Source organism: Lysinibacillus sp. NPDC097214, from assembly GCF_050277945.1.
Classification (GTDB): Bacteria; Bacillota; Bacilli; order Bacillales_A; family Planococcaceae; genus Lysinibacillus; species Lysinibacillus xylanilyticus_B.
Map to the genome: position 1 here is coordinate 106,800 of NZ_JBNNSS010000007.1, position 18,282 is coordinate 125,081.

The window sequence follows — 18,282 nt, forward strand, 5'->3', positions numbered from 1 at the left end:
CCACCTCCTATCACGATAATTTTTTAAGTAAACTTATCACTTCTTCAAATTGCTCCTTACTCTCCTCTAACATTTCATTAAGTTGCTTCAGCATCTTCATTTCTCTTTCCTCATCGCCAATTTCTTCAACTTTACTCTTTTCTCCTGATATTAAATGGGTAATAAGCAGATTCAACGTGCCCTTTTCGAGATAAGCAAAGCTATTATTTTCTTCATTACTATAGTTAGATAGATTATCAAGCCGTTCCTTCATAAGTTGATGGACAACACTATCTTTTTTTTGATTCATATTTTCACGCTTACTCATTTTCATCCTCCTGTGTGTAACTCATTCCATTTAGATTAATAGGATTTAACACAACGACACCCTCTTCTAACTGATCACAATATGTAAAACCCATGATACTTCCTGAATAAGATGATTTATGACCCCATTTGATTTGAAAGTTAGGAAATGATAATGTCTCGTTTGGCTCTAGCGTTGTTTTTCCTATAGGTCTAAGCCAGAACTCCTCCTTGCTCGATTGATCATTGATTCGCTCCCAACTACTGTTTCCTTTTAAATTTGGTGCGAAATGTTCATAGACATACCTTCCAGAAAAGGAGAATGGGGAATCTTCAGGTAGCTTTATGCATAGATAAGGATTCGTTATTGGCTTATTACCTAAATTGCGAATATGATAAGATCCCAAGCATAGGCTTTCCTCATCGGGATTATAAGAAAAATTAATTGAGGATGTGAAATAACTAATAACATTAATACTCTCCGGTACAATAAACTCCTCAATCGTTTTTTTTATTTCATGAACATAAAAATCCGTTTGTTTTTTTAATTCATTAATTTTTTCCTCTACACGATCGATGCGAGTAAGCATAATCAGTACCCCTTTGCTAATAGTATTGAATTAATGAAAGCAAATTCAAACCTCTTTATGTGACATTTACGTCTTTTCATAAAAAAAAAGAGAGGATTACCCTCTCTTTACAATATGATTTTCTTCTATGTGTTAGTACCATTAACCAACAGTTGGGAATACAGCAGGGCATTGCGCTGGGCGAACTACACCCGGACATGCGAACGGTAATTCTGCTCTTGGCTCGCAGAAAGTCGCTAAGAATTCCACAGTAACTGGGAATGTAGATTGAATACTTTGGCAAACTGATATAGTTACTACTAATGCAGAAAACGTAATTGTACCTGCTCCAGGTGTTAGAGTTCCTGTTGAACACACGAAACAATCTAAATCTGTGAATAAAATTTCTACATCTGTCCCTTTCGGCGCACATAATGTAACTTGTTCACAACGTGAAACTGTAATAGGATTGCTTGTAAACTTAGTACCATTTGGTAAAGTAACAACTAACGTAAGCGTAAAGTTCTTTTGAATAGTCAGATTTTGAAGACATACCGTTGCACCATCAATGGTGAATTGACGATTCTCGCGGTTCAAAATAACAATAGGATTAGTTGCACTTGGAACTACATTACATGTAACTACTGCTCCTGCTAAGTTAGTAGTTGCCGTTACTGTTGGAAAACTAATTGATCCAGTAGTAGAAAACTCGAACGACGCTTCCTTTACAATCCAGTCAAATACCTTATCGACGTTTATACAAATTTGTTCCTGCGCCTGGGATGGCATACTCTCTTGCATCCTTTTGACACCTCCATATTTTTTTTACCTTTCGTTTGTATCTTATGTTTTCTAGCTATAAGTGCATGGGCTAACAAATAATTTGTTTTGATTTTTATTATTTTCTTCAGGATGAGTATTTATCGTTTTTGCTTACATCTCCGCTTCTTAAAGAGAGACAAAAATGTTTGAAAGGACCGGTATATTTGTAACAGAAAGTAAATATTTTTAATAAAATATTAATGGACTGAAAGGGGTGAAATGCAATGGAAAATTCAAAATTGTACTGCACTCAAGACATTGAAAAACTGAAGCAAAAAATAGAAGCCTACAAGGACACGTTAACTTCATTAAAAACGGGAACTTCAATTGAAGATTATTTATTTATGAAAATGGATTTTGATGGGATTAAAACGCAGATGGCACTTTTAGAAGGGCAAACTGAAAAAATAGATGATAAGCAAAATTCACAAATCGGAGGCAATGAGGAGCAGATAAAACTTCTATCGGCACAAATTGAATCTCTAAATCAAACGATTGAGGAAATGAACCAAGAAATACTAAAGGTTTTAAACAAATTACTCACTAGTGAAAATACTGAAGCTCCAACTACTACACATAAAACTGAAAACACATCTAAATTTATTGCTAACGGTGCACAAAGGGATCTGATCATTACACAGACAACAAACCAATCGGCGATTACATCAAAACAGCCATCTTATAAAATGCTACAAAGTCTGGCAGGTAAAGCAATAAATGCGCAATTAGATGGTAACAATGGTATACCTTCTGCTCAAAACGGAAATCAAAGAGATGTACCCGAAGAACGCCATTTTAATCAACAATATTTTCAATCAATAAATACTCATCCAAGCCAAATATATAATGGTTTATATAGAAATACCACTACTAAATCCTCCTTCCATTTTAAAAACGCTACCAATGCACAGGAAATTCCAATTAGTGTTTATGAATCTAATACTTTACCGCATACCGAAATCCATAATTCCACTGACAATGACCTTAATGCGAAAGATTTAGTTAATTACGTAGAACCTGAAAAAATTAATAAAACTGTCACTATAGATGAAATGAGCTCTGTACTAACAAATGAGCCTGTCACTCCTGAAGAAGCTGAAGTAATTAATAAACCTGCCATTCCCGAAGCTTCTAAAGTAGTTAATGAGCCTGCCATTCCTGAAGCTTCTGAAGTAGTTAAGCAAGTCGACGCAAATACATCCACCACTTTAAAAAATGACGAATTTGAAGTCTTTGAAGCTACGCCAGAGGAAAAATATGAAACCCATATACAAATTGAAGAGGTAAACAAACAACCTGAGCTAAAAGAAGAATCAACTGAAGAAGGGCATAAAAAAGAAAAGAACTCTTTGTTTTTCAATTTCTTTCGAAAATGGAGTTAGTTTAAAATTAGGATGTACTGTGTTTAACAAACTGGAAAAGTATACGATGAATACGTCCAATAAGTATGAAAATACATATTGGACTTTTTTATGTTCAATTGAAAAAATAAGTCCCATTAGTAAGTACTCGCACTGCCAAAGCTTCTCAAAAGAAGCCTCAAAATTTCCACAAATAAAAACTACGATACAGATAATTGCCCTCGCCCCCCAATCTACACTGAATAGAATAATGAAGAAAGGGGGTGTAAAAATGTGTATGAATAATTCTATGTGCGGCTGCTCATCTAATAATGTTTGTGAAAATTTTGGACCTTTCTTAGCGGTCGACGCTGCATGCATTACTCCAACTAAAGTTACTACTGGCTCAATCATCCCATTCGCCTCTGGAATTTCACCGGTTGTTTTGGCAACAATCGCTAGTGGATTAATTGACACAGTAAGTATTGTAGGATTCGGTTCAGCTTTCCCAGGAGTTTCGCTTGTTGGCAATAATATTGACTTAACTCTTGTGGGAACGGAAGCTTTTAATGCTCCACGTGCAGGTACTATTACAGCTATTTCAGCATCCTTTAGCGTACTAGCAGCTATAACTGTTGCAGGAACAGTAACAATCAGAGCTCAAGTTTACCGTGCAGATGCGGGAAGTAATATTTTCAGCCCTACAACAGCACTTGTTGATTTAATACCATCTCTCACAACATTCGCGGTAGGTACTTTTGCAAGTGGCACTACAAACGTTACACCAGTACCAGTGGCTGCTGGTGATCGTTTAGTAATGGTATTCTCAGCTACTGCAGCAGGAATTGCTCCTTTAGTGAACGTTATTGAAGGTAACGGAAGTGCAGGAATCACTATTGAATAGAGATTGTGATCGTAAATTTAAATAAAAGCTGCCCTTACAGTAACATCACCCGTTCAAAAACGGAAAACATTCGACAATAATTCAATCGTTTGAATAGGTGATTTCTTCTAATTGAGAAATCACCTATTTTTGGCTATTAGAATATTGCCTTTATTTCGCCAAAGCCACTTGAATATGAGCAAGATGATGCTTGCCGTGCCAAGCATATAAGGCTACTGCTTTTTCAAGCGTCATTAACCCTGAATCAGGATGATCAAATGCTCGTTGAAGTTGTTCTTCTGTTAAGCTTTCCAGCAAATAAACCCAGCGTTCATGTAAACCTTCAATCATTTTATAAGATGCCGAAACAGGCATTTCTGAATCCGGAAGCTGTGCCCATTCCACTTCGTCATAAGGTTTAATTATTGGAGTATCCTCTGTCAAAGCTAGCTTAAAACGGATGTAGCTATTCATATGACTATCTGCAATATGGTGGACAAGCTGCGTAACCGTCCAACCATTTTCTCGGTAGGATTTTGTTAAGGCTTGTTCACTTGCTTCGTGAAGTTCCTCTGCTAGTTGTGTCGGTAATAGACGAATATCCTCTATCCATTCCTTGACTTGCTGCGCTGTCACTACTTCCGGAAATTGAAATTGTCCAATTGGGTATCGTAAATCGGTCATGTAGCTATCCTCCATTTCTATTTTCTTACTTTTCATATTACCAATTTTATATTTTTCACGCTATTCACATTCATTCTTCTAAGTAAAACCCTCATTTTGTAAGAATTTTAGCTTACAAAACGAGGGTCACATTATGTGGAATATTAACTTTTTATTCAGTAATATCATAAATTAACGTATCAAAATAGCTCTCATTCTTATAAAGTAAAATTGCCCATTCTCCTGGTTTCGGGATCTTTACACTTGAAGGTGTATGAGCATCTGCCCCATTAACAGGTCCGCCAAGCCCTGTAGTCCAACCATCTACTAAAATAGGATGCACTGTTTTAGAATCTTTATGATACCCGACAATTGTTAACATGGTATCTTGGCCTTCTTCATTTCCCCAAAGATGCCACATCCATTTTTGAGTGTTTAAACTCGGCATATCGGCACCGATAACACCCGATTTATTTGCATTACCGATAATACCTCTCTCTCCAAATTCTACTGCCTTTTTGTCCCAATCAATTGATGTAAAGTCACTTTCTTGCACAAAATCAGGTAGATCATTTGGCAGAGCAACCGCTTTCTCATTCATTGTACAGCCTACCAAAAACAACAACACTGAAAACAAAACTATACATCGCCTCATTTCATCACCCCTTAAATAATCACGGTTCTTTCCTATGAAACGATTTTTCCACTCATATTGTTACAGAGTATTCAGAAAAACGTAGTTCTTCTAGTGCAGCCTATTATTCTATAAACCTCATCACAAACTTAACTAACGACTTTAGCGGATGAATAACCGTTAAGGCTGACTCTTTTTCGAATTGCTGTGCTGCTTCAACCATTGAAAGCTGTGCAACTGAAATGTGCTGCTGTTCCCCCGCTACATCATGAAGAGTTTGTATAATAGCGTTATTATATGCATCCTTTTTTCCCTGAATAATCAGTTCAAACGTATTGTCGATAATTTTCACTTCAGTATTAATGGATTTTTCATGTAGCAAAGCATATTGCTGAAGTCTGTCCATCGTACCTTTTACGGTTTCAGGATTAGTAAAAAGAATCGTTTGAGGCTGTTTTTCTTCACATACTATTTCAAAGAAAGGCTCATCTATTTTCATAATTGGAATGGAAAGTTCCAACTGCTCTTCCTCTAACAATGCAATGTAATTAGTGCACGTTATTAAAATGGCATCCATATCACAACTTTCCATCCATTCAAGTTGCTCTTTCACCTTAAAAGCTAACCCGTCAGTTCCTTTTGAAACTTGCTGTATAAGACCTGGATCTACAAAATGGACTAACTTTACCTTCTCAATGTTTTGAAATGCCTGTTCTATATACTCAATATTTGAATGGTGTGCATGTAAGCAGCCAAGCTTCTTCTTCAAGACTAGCCCCCCTAATTAGTAAGTTGCTTTTCCATTGTCGCTACAGAAAGAGAGAAACCGTTACGATTTTCTTCCTTGCTCTCTTTTGTGACAATATAACCTAATGAGCGATATAACTCAATATTTCTTGGTACACTCATGCGCACTTTACATCCACTAGTACTCTTCCCATTAGTAAACGCATATTGTTCAAGCTCTTCAATTAATGCTTTAGCCAATCCTTGTCCCTGCTTTTCTGGAATAACAGATAATCTAAAAAAATAAATTCCTTGAGCACTAAGTGTAAATCTTACCATCGCAACTGGTTGCTCATCGATATACCCAATAAAGGCTTGCTCTCCATTTTCCATCGCCTGTTCAATCGATTCAATTGTTTCACTTAATGCACTTGATGGTGGCGTTGCATGTTCATACTCTTTAAAAGCCTGTAGCATAACGTTATGAATTACTGAAGCATCCTTTGTTTGCGCTAAAATAATGTTCATCTGTCAACACTCCTCCTTTTGGTTAAAAATACATTATAATGTATTTTTAACCAAAAACAAACCGCATCATCATAAGATAATGCGGTTTGTAGGTTTGTACTATTAGTTTTTATTCACAAAACGAATTGCTTTACTCATTACAGTTGGGACGACTGATGCATGATTTTCCTCCAACGCTTCATAAAACGCAATGTCCATAATGTTCCCTAAATCGCTCGCAATTTGTTGAGCATCATCCACCATAAAGGTTTCAAGTTCCCCCACACCGATGAATAATTTTTCATAAGCAAATGGACGCTCTTTTATAAATGTTGTGGCATAACTGAATAGTTCATGCTCATTCCACCAAACAGAAGGGCTAATCGCTATATAGCATTGGAAGGTTGCTTGATGATGGAATAATTGCCAAAGCACAAAGTAGCCTGCTAATGAATGCCCAAACAGTGATTGCTGCTGCATATTTACAGGGAATTGCGCCTGAATACTTGGCTTTAATTCCTCCTCTAAAAATGTACTAAAATTCTCTGCTCCTCCATGTTTCTCATAGCCCTTACCTTTAAATCTTGCAGGATACGTATACGTTTCGGATTGTCCTGTAAAATCATAAAATCTTCGTTCATGCATATCCGCACCATGCCCAATACCAACGACAATAGTTGGCAAAACACCCGTTTTTGGTGCATTGCGACTTTGTAGGCGGACCGCTTCCTTTACAAGATGGAAATAGGACGATCCATCTAATACGTATAAAACTGGAAAACCTCCTTCCGGTACTTCCCCATTCGGTACATAAATATTTACCGTATACGTATAATCCGTAAACTTCGATACAATTTCTTGCGTCACATAATCAAGTGCTTTCGCGATTTTCTCTTCAATCATTTGTCGATCTCCTTCATAACATCATAGCCATAACATACTGGTGTTTTCGTAACTGGGTCTTGCATAATACGTGCATTAATATTGAATACGTTCCGCATAACATCTGCACATAAAATTTCCTCAGGTGTGCCAGTTTTCATTACAGCCCCCTGTCGCATTGCGATTAAATGATCAGAATATCGTGCCGCATGATTAATGTCGTGCAATACCATAACAATCGTACAACGATGCCGCTCATTTAAGTTTTTCACAATTTCTAGCACCTCTAACTGATGTGCCATATCTAAATAAGTTGTCGGTTCGTCCAATAGCAAAATATTCGTTTCTTGCGCTAAAGCCATCGCCAGCCATACACGTTGGCGTTGACCTCCAGAAAGCTGAGCGAGCTCTCGATTTCGATACTCAAGTGTATTTGTCACACTTAAGGCCCATTCAATCATTTCCTCATCCTTTTTTGTTAAGCGATTCACATTATTTCGATGTGGATAACGACCATAAGCAATGAGCTCCTCAACCTTTAACTGACCTGGTGCAATAGGCGTCTGTGATAAGATAGCTAGCTTTTTCGCAATGTCCTTCGTCGATAAATTTTGCATGTTTTGATCTTGTAAATAAACCGTACCCTGCTGCTTCTTTAATATACGACCAATCGTTTTTAATAGTGTAGATTTTCCACATCCATTAGGGCCAATAATAGTCGTAATCTTTCCTTCATCTATTGTTAAATTTAAGCCTTCAAACACCCGAACCTGTTCATAGCCAGAAGCTAAATTTTCCATTCTAAATGCCGTTTGCACACGATTTCCCCCTATGCCTTCGATTTCACTAGTAAATATAAGAAATATGGAATCCCGATAATTGAGACAACAATACCAACTGCCAGCTCAGACGGCGCAAATACTGTTTTTCCTATAAAATCAGCTGCAATAAGCAATCCCGCACCTATCAATGCACTTACTGGCATGACGTAACGATGTTGTATACCAACAAGCTGTTTAGCAATATGTGGTGCCATCAATCCAATAAAACCGATACTACCTGATACCGATACACAGGCACTGACTAAGCCGACACTTGCCAATAACAGCTTCATTTTCTCTTTTTCTACCGCTATCCCTAAGCTTGTAATACTATCCTCTTCTAATTGAAAATAATCGAGCAAATATGATTTCCGATAAACGTAAAAGCCTAATAAAATAAGCCACGGCAGCATAGTCACAACAAAAATCCAGTTTGCATTATAAATGGAGCCTGCCATCCAAACTGCTGCACCTTCAAAATCCTGAGCATTCATTTTCAATGATAAAAACAATGACAATGCTCCGAAGCCACTATTGATCGCAATCCCTGTTAAAATTAGCCGTTGCATATCTAAATGACCATTTTTCAGGGCAAATGAGAAAATTAACACAGCGGCCATCGCCCCACCGACAAACCCAAAAATCGGCATCATCAAAATAGATAACCAGCTGCTCATATCTGCAGATGTAAGACGTAATTGAAAGAAAAACATAAATATGACCACTGCTGCACCGGCACCAGCATTGATCCCTAAAATCCCAGGGTCTGCTAGGCCATTACGCGTAATGCCTTGTAACACAACCCCTGCCATCCCTAAGCCAACACCGACTAATGCTGCAATGGCAATACGTGGTAAACGGAATTCAAAAATGACAAGATCAAATTTTGGGTTTGGCTCGATGCGTAGCAATGTTTTTAAGACATCCATCACCGACATATCAAAGACACCATTTGTAAGATGGAGATAGCTGGCACCCAAAATAAATAACATCAGTATTGAAACAACAACGAATACACTTGAGGTTTTTTTACGCACGTTTTTCACCTCCGTGTTTACGAACTAAATATAAGAAGAACGGGACACCAACCAATGCCGTTAATACGCCGATTGGAGTTTCGAATGGATAATTAACAAAGCGACTGAGTACGTCACAAAGCGCTAAGAAAAACGCACCTACTACAGCTCCACATGGGATGATAAAGCGGTAATCAGCTCCAACAAGGAAGCGTGTAATATGAGGAATGACTAATCCTACAAAGGCAATCTTTCCTACAAGTGCAACAGCCGCTCCTGTTAAACATACAACGGCAAGCATACTAATAATTTTCACGGCTTTTGTTTTTTGTCCAAGCCCAATAGCGATATCTTCGCCTAGTGAAGTGATCGTAATAGCCTTAGCTGATAGTAACGCAAGAACTAAACCGACTAGCCCAAATGGAATCGATAGCATGAGCATATCCATATCCACCATATGTACTTTTGTGTTATACCAAACACTTACCGTTTGTGATACTTGGAAATACATCGCAATGGCTGTAGCAATACTGCTTAAAAATGTACCAATGACCGTCCCAATGATAGCAAGCCTTACCGGTGATAAACCATTTCGAATTAAAGAGCCAAAACCAAATACAATCCCTGCTCCTAATGCTGAACCGAGCATAGAAAGCAAGATCATTTGGTAATTAGGAAGCCCTGGGAAAAATACGATTGCTAACGTAATCATAAATGCCGAACCATCATTCACGCCCATTAAGGATGGGGATGCTAAATAATTTCGCGTAATACCTTGCATCACTGCGCCAGCTACTGCTAAAAATGCTCCCACCAGTAAAACAGCGGCAATTCTAGGAATACGTCCTGTTCGTATAATTTGGTGGTCCACATTCGAAGGGTCAAATGCAGTAATCGCCTGCCATACCGTTATTGCGCTAATGTCTTTTGTGCCATACATAACGGATACTAATGCCACAATCGCAATGAGGAATGGAGAAGCTGCTAATATTGAAAATGCCACAATGTTTGTTTTTTTCAACTTCCACACCTTTTTCTATATCAATTATGCCTCGGCATAATTGCGTCCGGAATCGGCTTTGTGCCTAGGCCTGCACGAGGGCCGACACGATGTCGGTCATGTCGGTAATGCCACAGGACGTGGCGTTTTTACCGATGCAGGTCAGTTAGCCGTTTTCGCATGGATGCGATGAATTTAGGCTAACATCCCCTAAGCACTCCTTTCCGTTTCCGTGACATCCGCCGGAGGCTTTGGGCCAACGTGATGTTGGTCACTCAGTCGTTGCCACAGGACGTGGCGTTCCTAGACTGAGTTCTTCTATTTCAGCGGCTGCTGCTGAAAGAAGTTGAACTCACTTTATAAAAGGCTGGTAATAGCCTGGTGATGCCACCAAACCTACTACCAGCCACTTTATACTATTTAAGTAATTTTTCAGCTGCGATATCTAAAAATTTTACCTTAGACCATGCAGTACCACCTTGTGCTAAAGGTTCAATGGCATTCACGAAAACTTGATTATTTTGTGATGCTTTTAAGCTTGCAAAGATTGGATTCTTTTGTAGCTCTTCTAATGCTTTTGGTGCATCGGCATTTTCTGATTCCTCGAATTGAAGGAAAATAGCATCAGGATTAACTTCTGCTAATGTTTCAAGAGATAGTTCAGCCTGTGCCTTTGCAGTTTTTAAAACTTCTGGTATTGGAGCCCCTAAATCTTCATATAATACAGGGTTTAAGTAAACGCCTGCAGGATAGATATACATGATGCCACCACGTACTCGAATAACTAGAATCTGCTTGTCCGCTAATTGCTCTTTAGATTTCACTTGAGAATCAGCTACCTTCGCTTCATAATCTGCAATGATTTTTTTTGCCTCATCTTCTTTCCCTGAAAGCTGTGCAAGTAACGTTAAGTTCTCTTTCCAATTTGTAGAGACATGTGAATATGGAATCATCGTTTGAATTTTATTAAGCTTTTCAGCCATTTCCTCAGGGTATTTTGAAGAACCTAAAATAACATCTGGATCTAGTTTAAGAATGGCTTCAGTATTCGGTGTCATTTTATTTCCGACAAGCTCAGCACCTTCTAATTTAGAAGCAAGATATGCTGGAATTTTCCCACCGATATCAAGCACACCAACAGGCTTAATCCCGAGCATTGCAGCATCTTCCATAGACTCTAAGCTTGCAGCTACTATATTTTTAACATCTGCGGCAATTTCATATTTTTCGCCTAAGTATGTAATCGTTTGTGTTTTCGCTTGATTTTCTGTTGCACTAGTTTCTGCTACATTATTAGTAGATGTAGAAGACTCTTCTGCTTTATCCGTTCCACACGCAGCCAAAGATAGCGCTAATAGAGCAGGTGCACACATTTTAAAATATTTATTCATAGATATATTCTCTCCTAACGAACCTGATTATATTGATAATGATAATCATTTTCATTTATAAGTCAATAGGGTTTATCAATTTAATTGATATTCATTATCATTTACGATTCCTATCCTAACAAAGAGAAAACTAGTTGTGAATGGACAATTTCATGAATCACATGGACTTTTGCCGATTTTCGATCACAAAAAAAGCTGCTTCTTTTTTCAAGAAACAACTTTTTATAAGTATTTAGCTTCCTCAAGCATTGTTTTTCGATATGTTGTCGGCGACATCCCAGTACATTTTTTAAACACTCTACTGAAATAAAAGCAATCTACATAACCTACACATTCTGCTATTTCCGCTACTGGAGAATCGTCATATTTCAGTAACTCCTTCGACCGCCGGATGCGATATTCCGTTAAGTATACGCTAGGATTCATCCCTGTATGCTGTTCAAACAGATAGGCAAACCTACGACGCTCCACGCTAAATTCTTCAGCAATTTTCGAAACAGAAAGTTGTGTAGCATAATTCTCATGTATATACTGTAGAGCTTGCTCCATCTGGTCACTTGCCGTATCGAGCACCTTCACTTTTGCCGTCATAAGAATGGTTTCCAAAAGATTCATAAATAGAATCTTCGCTTTGAATACCGACATATTACCTGGCATTGCTTGGCTTTCTATTAACTGCTGTACATAATCAAGTATTTTAATATGATAGCCTGTATTAATTAAAAAGTGCTGAATTGATAATGGATATAAAATTGACTCTTCGGGAGAAAGTTGATAATGAACAACTGCATATTCCCATCCTTTATCATCAGAAGCTTTAATTTCGATTGGCATTTGTGGTCCTGCATGTACGACCATACCCGGCTCCATTGTATAAGGGGTACCGTTAAAGCTAAATATAGCGCTACCAGCAAGAGGCACAACCAATCCACACTTCCCAGGGGCTGTTGTTCGCCCTTTATCTACTTGGCCTGGCTCCATTTTATTTGTAAAAACATCCGTAAACTTTACAGACGCATGTGCATAGTATTCAATTAAATGCTTGATATCCATTTTATAGCCTCTACATCCTTAAAACTCTCTGGATTTGTGAAAAATGATGTAGATCATGATCTACTAAACTAGCAAAATAACGGTGAAGTGTTAATTCAGAAGCACCTATTGTAAAAGGCTGTTGCCATTGCTGATCAACTATTTGATAAAGCGCGTCAATTAGCTGATATCTCTGATTGATAAAACTGGCTATCGTTTCTTCTTTACTTTGTGCACGACTATTCCTTGCTGCACTAGCATTCATCTCTCCTACATCCGGTCCTTTTGGTAAGCTTTCCTTTGTAAAAAGAAACGGTAAACGTTGGGTTAATACGAATTCATCCCACGGTGTAAGATGTCCAATTACCTCTGCAACCGACCATTTCCCAGGCTCTATAGGGGTACGCCATTGTTCTTCAGTTATATTTACTAAACTTTCCACAAATACGATAGATTTTTCATAATGAGAGATTATTTGATGTTTATCGTGATACAAATTCAATAGCTCCTTTCCTTCATTTTTAGTAGAAAATCTGTAGTTTCGGCCAAATTAATTCCCACTGTTTATTTTGGACTCTGCTCTTATAAACTTCATGCATCGGAAAACCTTTTTGAAAATATGGTGTAGGAGCGACAATTCCGGAAACTAAGTGTTTGATACCATGTGGTGCAGCTATCTCAAGTATTCCATTAGTAAGTCTCACACCAATAGCTGTCGGGATTTCTGGGAAATGTGCCATTCCATCAATCGATGACTGATAAGGTTCACTATTATTTACTACATGCATCCTTGCTTGATTTTTCACAGACCAAGGCTCACCCGGTAAATACTTCCTCAATTCTTGTTCATACTGCTTCTCATAATTCTCTAAAGAATTCACTTTATCAAAATATATCACATCAATATCAGCTAATGGCGTTCTGTATTCTTTTTCATGTAGATAATCCCAAACCTTCGATCGAATAAATCCAGCACATATCCATGAATCAGGCAGTTGTAGTTTTTCTACAGTTTTTAGTATGTTCATCATCCATTCATCTGCAGCAATTAAGCTTTTTAGCTCTTGTTCTGTTTTTATCAGTTTCATTCACCTCTGGATCCATTTTTCACTAATTCCTGCGCTGCTTCCTAATTAATAAAAGATTAAACGTGATTCACAAGCCATGTGCTTATGTTTTTAACAACATCCTCAGGGCTTCACGAAGACCTACATCATCGATCGTACTTTGTACCGATTATATTTATAAATTTTATTTATATAAAATGAAAAATAATATATTAGATTTATAAATAATTTAGCAATACCCTTTAACTAACAACGATAAAGGAGACGCTTATGAAAAAATCTTTTATTTTGATTGTGGCCATTGCCATTGTAACGGGGCTTATTTATACGAAGCTTTCACTAACACTCGTCAGTATTGGAATTATTGCTGCCTTTATCGGTACCCTTGCTGGGGGTGCTGGACTAATTACGATCCCCGCTATGATGCTTGTTGGCATACCTATTCAAACAAGCATTGCTACGAATAAGTTTTCATCGGGCATTGCAGCGTTGTCGAGCATCTTTTATCTTCTTTATCATAAGGAGCTTCGACTAGCATCTATTATGAAATATGTCGCTGTAGCCATTGCTGGAGGCGTATGTGGAGCACTCCTAACAGTATCCATCTCAGAGAAAACAATGAATATTATTGCATGTATTCTACTTATTTTTGCCTTATTTATAACGTTAAAAAATAAAGAATGGACTGTTAGCTCAGAAGAAACCGACACTACACACAACAATAGATTATGGCAGCCTTTTTTAATCGCGGTTTATGATGGCGGCTTTGGACCTGGCTCTTCAACCTTCAGCATACTACATTTTTTACGCTACCATTACACCTACATAAAGGCTGTACAGCTCACACGTGTACTTATTTTTGGGAGCTGTACAGGGGCATTTTTAGTGTTTTACCAAACTGGCTATATTCAATGGCATTATGCCATTGCGATGGCAATAGGCTCCATTATCGGCTCTCAGCTCGGACTTTTTATTCTACCGAAAGTTCCGATAAAGGCAGCTAAAATATTACTAATAATGATCATTTCATTACTACTTATACAAGTAGTAATAAAAATAATTTAACTACTTAAATGTTCGTGGATTAACTTCCATTCATTGTTTAGGACAGTAAAAATATTCGTTGCTCTTCCGCTACCTGATACAAACTTTCCGTTATGATAGCCTTCATAATGGTATGTATAAATACAGGTAGCTGATTGTTCATCAACCGTAAGCCAGTGGACATCGGTAGCCGAATAAACTTCTTCCTTTATTAAATTCCAAGCATTATTAAAATAAGCACCTACTTCTTCTAAGGACGCACATGTTTGATCCGTAAACCAATACACTGCTTGCGGATGCAAAATTCCCTTTACGTTATTAAAATCATGGGAATTTGTAGCTACAATATAACGTTCTAAAGCTTGTTGATACATCAAGAAACTCTCCTTTTTCAACAATATTAGCTAAAATCCCATTATATAGGAATACCATTCTGGTTATTACTTATAACCAGAAGTACATGCTAGCAGTATTGCTTGTTCAATAATCTTCACTTCTAGTTAACATAGATGGATTAATGATGTCTGCCACAGCCAAAAATAGATTCTCCGGATATTCAGCAAGACGATGGCATAAGTATAAATACCAATCAGTTCCATACGTAAGATACATCTTACAGCGGTACCCCTTCTCTTTTAATTGACGGATCAAATTTGGTTGTATGCCATAAAGCATTTCTATCTCAACATTTGGTCGATTAAAATATTGTCTTTGTTCCATTTCTTGAATCAATACTTCATCATGCGTAGCTATCGAGATTGGATGATTGGCATTAATCAACTGCTCTACATAATGTAGATAACGTTCATTCAATGCTTCTGATCTTTTAAGCGCAACGTCGATTGGCTCCTGGAAAGCACCTTTAACAAGCCTTATTTTCCCTGGGTATTGAATAAGCTGCTGTATATCCTCGTCTGTACGATAGAGATGAACTTGTAGCGTAATCCCGACATTGGAATATTGGCTAGCTATTTTTTTATAAATATCGAGAATATCACTCGTCTTTGATGACTCCTCCATACTAATCATCAATGTAATTCTGAACTGATATGCTTTTTTAGCTAGCTCAATTAAGTGTTTATATGCTAGTTCTGCGTTAACAGAAAGTCCAATATGCGACAAATCTAATGACACCGTTTGTCTTATCGCCAATGCACCCATGCCCTCAATGAGCTGCAAATATTCATCTTTAGCCTTTTGACATTCCACCAAATCAGTTGTATTCTCCCCTATAAACTCTAATGATATTTGATAATCCTTGGCAATGAATTCTCGAGCAATTTGAATAGCATTCTCTCTATTTTCACCCGTAACATACCGTTTCGCTGCCTTCCATAATAACGGATAGAGTTCTGTTGATTGTTGAACATCATGTTTCATTGAAGCATTTCTCGCTGCGGATTTTAATGCTTGAATCACTATTTCTTCTGTCTTTTTCATTTTTATTCCTCCTCTTATCTATTCCCCAGTAATTTAACATGATAAAATTGGCAGGAGTAGAACCACTTTATAAAATTTTTCAAGGTACCAATTTAAGTAGGAGGAGAGACAAAGTTGTTATGGATACCAATCGATCGTTCTTCAGATATACCTCTAAACCGGCAAGTTTATCAGCAAATTCGAGAAAAAATATTAAATGGTCATCTTCAATCAGGGGAAAGGCTAGCATCAACACGTGAGCTTTCTGTCGAGCTAAATGTTTCAAGAAATGTCATATTGGAAGCTTACGATCAATTGCTAGCAGAGGGGTTTTTAGTTGCACGAAGAGGATCGGGTACCTTTGTTGCAGAAGGAGCCTTTTTAACACAATATGTGACACCATTCAAATTACATGAAGTCGATGAAAAAAAGACAAAAGATCATATTATTAGTTTTCGTTCGGGTATTCCTGCATTAGACTTATTTCCACGTAAAACTTGGGCAAAGCTATCACATCAGCTATGGAATGATATCGAATCAACTTATTTTGGATATGATTTCCCAGAAGGGCGTCTAGAATTAAGACAAGCCTTGGCACACTATTTATTAAAAACTAGGGGTGTTAACTGTCATCCAGAACAAATTGTCATTACATCAGGCGCTACACAAGCAATGGCACTTGTTTCTAGGTTGCTTTTATTACCGAAAGATATAGCCATTTTGGAAGATCCTATTACTAATGATATTCAAACGATTTTTAAATCTTCAGGTGCCTCTATTTATCCAATACCTGTAGATGAAGATGGTATGAAGACAGCGTTAATACCAGAAAATTTACATCCTAAATTTGTCTTCCTTACTCCATCTCATCAATTCCCACTAGGAGGAACGCTACCAATACAGCGCAGAATTCAATTAATCAATTTCGCTAGAAGGAATAATTGTTTTTTAGTTGAAGATGATTATGATAGTGAGTTTCGCTATGAAGGCTCAGCCGTTAGCTCTTTACAAGGATTAGATCCAGAACGTGTACTCTATATAGGATCTTTTAGCAAAATTCTCTCTCCAGCATTACGAATAGGTTACATCGTTCTTCCAACTCATCTAATTGAGAAATGTCGGAAACTGAAATGGTTTACTGATTTACACACGCCCTCATTAGATCAGCTTATTCTCGCTCGTTTCATTAAGGATGGCTATTTGGAACGGCATATTGCAAAAATGAAGAAATTTTATAAAAGCCAGCGAGATTTCCTTATCCAATGTTTACATACAACCTTTTCAAATAAAGTAAAAATTTTAGGTTACTCTACTGGCATGCATTTAATTGTTGAACTGGAGGATGTTCATTTTTCTAAAAAGTTATTGATACAAATCGAACAGTTGGGTGTAAAGGTATACCCCGTAGAGGATCACTCGATAGAAAAAGGGAACTATACTAATCGGATTATTTTAGGGTATGGACATTTAAAAAAGAATGAAATAGAAGAAGGCGTGACAAGACTATTTCAAGCAGTCTATGATGAGGTAAAGTTATAAGGAGGATATCCATGCTAGCTACTATTCAAAAACAACAAAATAGCTATATCGTAACATTCAACCGTCCACTGTCACATTCAGTTGATGCTGTTTGGGCTGTATTAACGGAGAATGGAAAGCTTCAAAAATGGATGAACAATTTAGAAATTATTGATCTTCGAAAAAACGGTAAAATCCATTTTAATATGAATGATGGAACAGATACTTATATGGAAATAACAATTACAGACCATGTTGAGAAGGAAGTGCTTGAATTTGATTGGGGCAAAGATACAGTCAGATTTGAACTCTCCCCCACTAGTAGCGGTTCCATATTAGTATTACTTGAATCGATCGGTGAGCTAACTGAACATACACCAAAGGATTTAGCTGGCTGGCATATATGCTTAGACCTGCTTTCAGACTTATTAAATGGCACTGTACATGAGACATTTCCAATGGAAGAATGGCAAAAGTGGTTTGCAAAGTATAAGCAACTTGTGGATAGCGTAGAGAAGATTTAAGCATATCGCAAATAAACTCCAAGGGTGTGAAGTTAATGCCCTAGGAGTTTTTAAGTGTTAAAAAAACAAAATGATCAAGGAAAAAACTGTTGCTTCCGCTTCGTTTGCATTTCTTTTCGCATTTTTCACTATAAATTAG

At 37.4% G+C, this 18,282-nt stretch carries 22 protein-coding genes; 5 read left to right on the forward strand and 17 right to left on the reverse strand.

Annotation, left to right across the window (positions count from 1 at the left end):
- Window positions 1-10: 10 nt before the first annotated feature.
- The 3 genes from ACQKMI_RS16875 to ACQKMI_RS16885 form a co-directional block, all read right to left on the reverse strand.
- Window positions 11-307, reverse strand: coding sequence for a hypothetical protein (locus tag ACQKMI_RS16875; protein ID WP_427490793.1), 297 nt, complete (start codon window positions 305-307; stop codon window positions 11-13).
- Window positions 300-875 carry a hypothetical protein gene (locus ACQKMI_RS16880; protein ID WP_427490795.1) on the reverse strand — a complete coding sequence of 192 codons (576 nt, stop codon included), beginning with the start codon at window positions 873-875 and terminating at the stop codon, window positions 300-302. The genes ACQKMI_RS16875 and ACQKMI_RS16880 overlap by 8 nt, the downstream gene beginning before the upstream one ends.
- A 141-nt stretch (window positions 876-1,016) precedes the next feature.
- On the reverse strand, window positions 1,017-1,655 hold the full coding sequence (locus ACQKMI_RS16885) for a hypothetical protein (RefSeq protein ID WP_427490797.1): 639 nt from the start codon (window positions 1,653-1,655) through the stop codon (window positions 1,017-1,019).
- Between the two features lie 245 nt (window positions 1,656-1,900).
- Here ACQKMI_RS16885 and ACQKMI_RS16890 point away from each other — a divergent pair, with 245 nt between their 5' ends.
- Both ACQKMI_RS16890 and ACQKMI_RS16895 read left to right on the forward strand, forming a co-directional pair.
- Window positions 1,901-3,058 carry a hypothetical protein gene (locus ACQKMI_RS16890; protein WP_427490799.1) on the forward strand — a complete coding sequence of 386 codons (1,158 nt, stop codon included), beginning with the start codon at window positions 1,901-1,903 and terminating at the stop codon, window positions 3,056-3,058.
- A 250-nt stretch (window positions 3,059-3,308) separates the two neighbouring features.
- On the forward strand, window positions 3,309-3,920 hold the full coding sequence (locus ACQKMI_RS16895) for an exosporium glycoprotein BclB-related protein (RefSeq protein ID WP_427490801.1): 612 nt from the start codon (window positions 3,309-3,311) through the stop codon (window positions 3,918-3,920).
- A 150-nt stretch (window positions 3,921-4,070) separates the two neighbouring features.
- On the opposite strand, the gene ACQKMI_RS16900 is transcribed toward ACQKMI_RS16895, so the two are convergent.
- The 12 genes from ACQKMI_RS16900 to ACQKMI_RS16955 form a co-directional block, all read right to left on the reverse strand.
- On the reverse strand, window positions 4,071-4,583 hold the full coding sequence (locus ACQKMI_RS16900) for a YfiT family bacillithiol transferase (protein ID WP_427490803.1): 513 nt from the start codon (window positions 4,581-4,583) through the stop codon (window positions 4,071-4,073).
- Window positions 4,584-4,734: 151 nt separating this feature from the next.
- Window positions 4,735-5,163 (reverse strand): hypothetical protein, encoded by a 429-nt coding sequence (locus ACQKMI_RS16905; RefSeq protein ID WP_427490805.1) that lies wholly within the window; start codon window positions 5,161-5,163, stop codon window positions 4,735-4,737.
- 157 nt (window positions 5,164-5,320) lie between these two features.
- A complete protein-coding gene (locus ACQKMI_RS16910; RefSeq protein WP_427490807.1) occupies window positions 5,321-5,965 on the reverse strand; it encodes a hypothetical protein in 645 nt (214 codons plus the stop codon).
- A gap of 11 nt (window positions 5,966-5,976) precedes the next feature.
- Window positions 5,977-6,450 (reverse strand): GNAT family N-acetyltransferase, encoded by a 474-nt coding sequence (locus ACQKMI_RS16915; RefSeq protein ID WP_427490809.1) that lies wholly within the window; start codon window positions 6,448-6,450, stop codon window positions 5,977-5,979.
- A 102-nt stretch (window positions 6,451-6,552) separates the two neighbouring features.
- Window positions 6,553-7,332, reverse strand: coding sequence for an alpha/beta hydrolase (locus tag ACQKMI_RS16920; RefSeq protein ID WP_427490811.1), 780 nt, complete (start codon window positions 7,330-7,332; stop codon window positions 6,553-6,555).
- Window positions 7,329-8,111, reverse strand: a complete 783-nt coding sequence (locus ACQKMI_RS16925) for an ABC transporter ATP-binding protein (protein WP_427491003.1) — start codon at window positions 8,109-8,111, stop codon at window positions 7,329-7,331. The genes ACQKMI_RS16920 and ACQKMI_RS16925 overlap by 4 nt, the downstream gene beginning before the upstream one ends.
- A 29-nt stretch (window positions 8,112-8,140) precedes the next feature.
- Window positions 8,141-9,124: a FecCD family ABC transporter permease gene (locus tag ACQKMI_RS16930; protein WP_427491004.1), complete on the reverse strand. Its 984-nt coding sequence runs from the start codon at window positions 9,122-9,124 to the stop codon at window positions 8,141-8,143.
- 37 nt (window positions 9,125-9,161) lie between these two features.
- Window positions 9,162-10,169 carry a FecCD family ABC transporter permease gene (locus tag ACQKMI_RS16935; protein ID WP_427490813.1) on the reverse strand — a complete coding sequence of 336 codons (1,008 nt, stop codon included), beginning with the start codon at window positions 10,167-10,169 and terminating at the stop codon, window positions 9,162-9,164.
- Window positions 10,170-10,564: 395 nt separating this feature from the next.
- Window positions 10,565-11,539 carry an ABC transporter substrate-binding protein gene (locus tag ACQKMI_RS16940; protein WP_427490815.1) on the reverse strand — a complete coding sequence of 325 codons (975 nt, stop codon included), beginning with the start codon at window positions 11,537-11,539 and terminating at the stop codon, window positions 10,565-10,567.
- A gap of 222 nt (window positions 11,540-11,761) precedes the next feature.
- Window positions 11,762-12,592 (reverse strand): helix-turn-helix domain-containing protein, encoded by an 831-nt coding sequence (locus ACQKMI_RS16945; RefSeq protein WP_427490817.1) that lies wholly within the window; start codon window positions 12,590-12,592, stop codon window positions 11,762-11,764.
- A 10-nt stretch (window positions 12,593-12,602) separates the two neighbouring features.
- Window positions 12,603-13,067, reverse strand: coding sequence for a DinB family protein (locus ACQKMI_RS16950; protein WP_427490819.1), 465 nt, complete (start codon window positions 13,065-13,067; stop codon window positions 12,603-12,605).
- Between the two features lie 25 nt (window positions 13,068-13,092).
- On the reverse strand, window positions 13,093-13,659 hold the full coding sequence (locus tag ACQKMI_RS16955) for a nucleotidyltransferase family protein (protein WP_427490821.1): 567 nt from the start codon (window positions 13,657-13,659) through the stop codon (window positions 13,093-13,095).
- A 249-nt stretch (window positions 13,660-13,908) separates the two neighbouring features.
- Here ACQKMI_RS16955 and ACQKMI_RS16960 point away from each other — a divergent pair, with 249 nt between their 5' ends.
- Window positions 13,909-14,703, forward strand: a complete 795-nt coding sequence (locus tag ACQKMI_RS16960) for a sulfite exporter TauE/SafE family protein (RefSeq protein WP_427490823.1) — start codon at window positions 13,909-13,911, stop codon at window positions 14,701-14,703.
- Here the strand turns inward: ACQKMI_RS16960 and ACQKMI_RS16965 are convergent.
- Together ACQKMI_RS16965 and ACQKMI_RS16970 are read right to left on the reverse strand one after the other, a co-directional pair.
- Entirely contained in the window at window positions 14,700-15,059 is a 360-nt protein-coding gene (locus ACQKMI_RS16965) for a YybH family protein (protein ID WP_427490825.1), read from the reverse strand. The two genes, ACQKMI_RS16960 and ACQKMI_RS16965, sit on opposite strands and share 4 nt — an antisense overlap.
- Before the next feature lie 103 nt (window positions 15,060-15,162).
- Complete coding sequence (locus ACQKMI_RS16970; RefSeq protein ID WP_427490827.1) at window positions 15,163-16,122, reverse strand: proline dehydrogenase family protein; 960 nt, start codon at window positions 16,120-16,122, stop codon at window positions 15,163-15,165.
- 114 nt (window positions 16,123-16,236) lie between these two features.
- Between ACQKMI_RS16970 and ACQKMI_RS16975 the strand changes: the two genes are divergently transcribed.
- Together ACQKMI_RS16975 and ACQKMI_RS16980 are read left to right on the forward strand one after the other, a co-directional pair.
- Window positions 16,237-17,640: a PLP-dependent aminotransferase family protein gene (locus tag ACQKMI_RS16975; protein WP_427490829.1), complete on the forward strand. Its 1,404-nt coding sequence runs from the start codon at window positions 16,237-16,239 to the stop codon at window positions 17,638-17,640.
- 11 nt (window positions 17,641-17,651) lie between these two features.
- A complete protein-coding gene (locus ACQKMI_RS16980) occupies window positions 17,652-18,143 on the forward strand; it encodes an SRPBCC family protein (protein ID WP_427490831.1) in 492 nt (163 codons plus the stop codon).
- The last annotated feature ends 139 nt before the right edge of the window (window positions 18,144-18,282 follow it).